This is a genomic window from Nocardioides sp. CPCC 206348 (assembly GCF_048654705.1).
Lineage (GTDB): Bacteria > Actinomycetota > Actinomycetes > Propionibacteriales > Nocardioidaceae > Nocardioides.
In genome coordinates this window covers 5,411-6,310 of sequence record NZ_JBMCZA010000104.1, presented here as the reverse complement: position 1 = coordinate 6,310, position 900 = coordinate 5,411, and the positions used below count along the sequence as shown (strand labels likewise).

The window sequence follows — 900 nt, the reverse complement described above, 5'->3', positions numbered from 1 at the left end:
TGCGCGCTGTGGCCGGTCCGGTCGACGAGTGCGGCCAGCGGGCGTCGCGCGATCCGCTGCAGGGGAGCCTGGCGGGCGTACCCGCTGCCGACCTCGAAGGCAGCGACCCCGAGTCCGTACCGCCGGTCGTCGGCGAGGTGCACCACGAAGCCTTCGTCGGCCATCGCCTGGAGCAGGTGGTACGTCGTGGAGCGGGGGATCGCGAGCTCGCGGGCGATCCGGTCGACGGCCACCGGCTCCGGCTGGCCGGCGAGGAACCGCAGCACCCGCAGGGCACGGGTGGCGGCAGGGACCTGGCTCATGGACGGAGCGTGCCACGACCGCGGTGCAATGTCTCGTATCCGAGACTCTGAGTGTCCCTCCGCTCTGGTCAGCGGTGCACCGGAAGAGTGGAATGGCGGCATGCAGATGGTGACGGTCGGGACGGGTGCGGTTTCCTTCGAGGACGTGGTGGCGGTGGCTCGCCATGGTGCGGGGGTGGCGCTCAGCGAGGAGTCGCTGGCCGCGATCGACCGTGCCCGTGCGGTGATCGAGGACCTGGCGGCGTCACCCACGCCGTCGTACGGCGTCTCGACCGGCTTCGGCGCCCTCGCCACCCGCCACATCGCTCCGGAGCTGCGTGCCCAGCTCCAGCGCTCCCTGGTCCGCTCGCACGCAGCCGGAAGTGGCCCCGAGGTCGAGCGCGAGGTCGTGCGGGCCCTGATGCTGCTGCGGCTCTCGACGCTCGCCACCGGTCGCACCGGCGTACGACGCGAGACGGCCGAGCTGCTAGCCGGGCTCCTCACGCACGGCATCACGCCGGTCGTCCACGAGTACGGGTCGCTCGGTTGCTCCGGCGACCTGGCGCCGCTCGCGCACTGTGCGCTGGCCCTGATGGGTGAGGGACCGGTGCGCAACGCC

The 900-nt window shown here is 72.7% G+C and carries 2 protein-coding genes; one reads left to right on the top strand and one right to left on the bottom strand.

Features of this window, described 5'->3' with window-relative positions:
* The coding region (locus ACOADB_RS05165; protein WP_378596871.1) for a helix-turn-helix domain-containing protein at positions 1–302 on the bottom strand (302 nt) is incomplete at its 3' end.
* Positions 303–402: 100 nt separating this feature from the next.
* Between ACOADB_RS05165 and ACOADB_RS05160 the strand changes: the two genes are divergently transcribed.
* A partial coding sequence (locus ACOADB_RS05160) for an aromatic amino acid lyase (RefSeq protein WP_378596870.1) occupies positions 403–900 on the top strand: 498 nt, incomplete at its 3' end.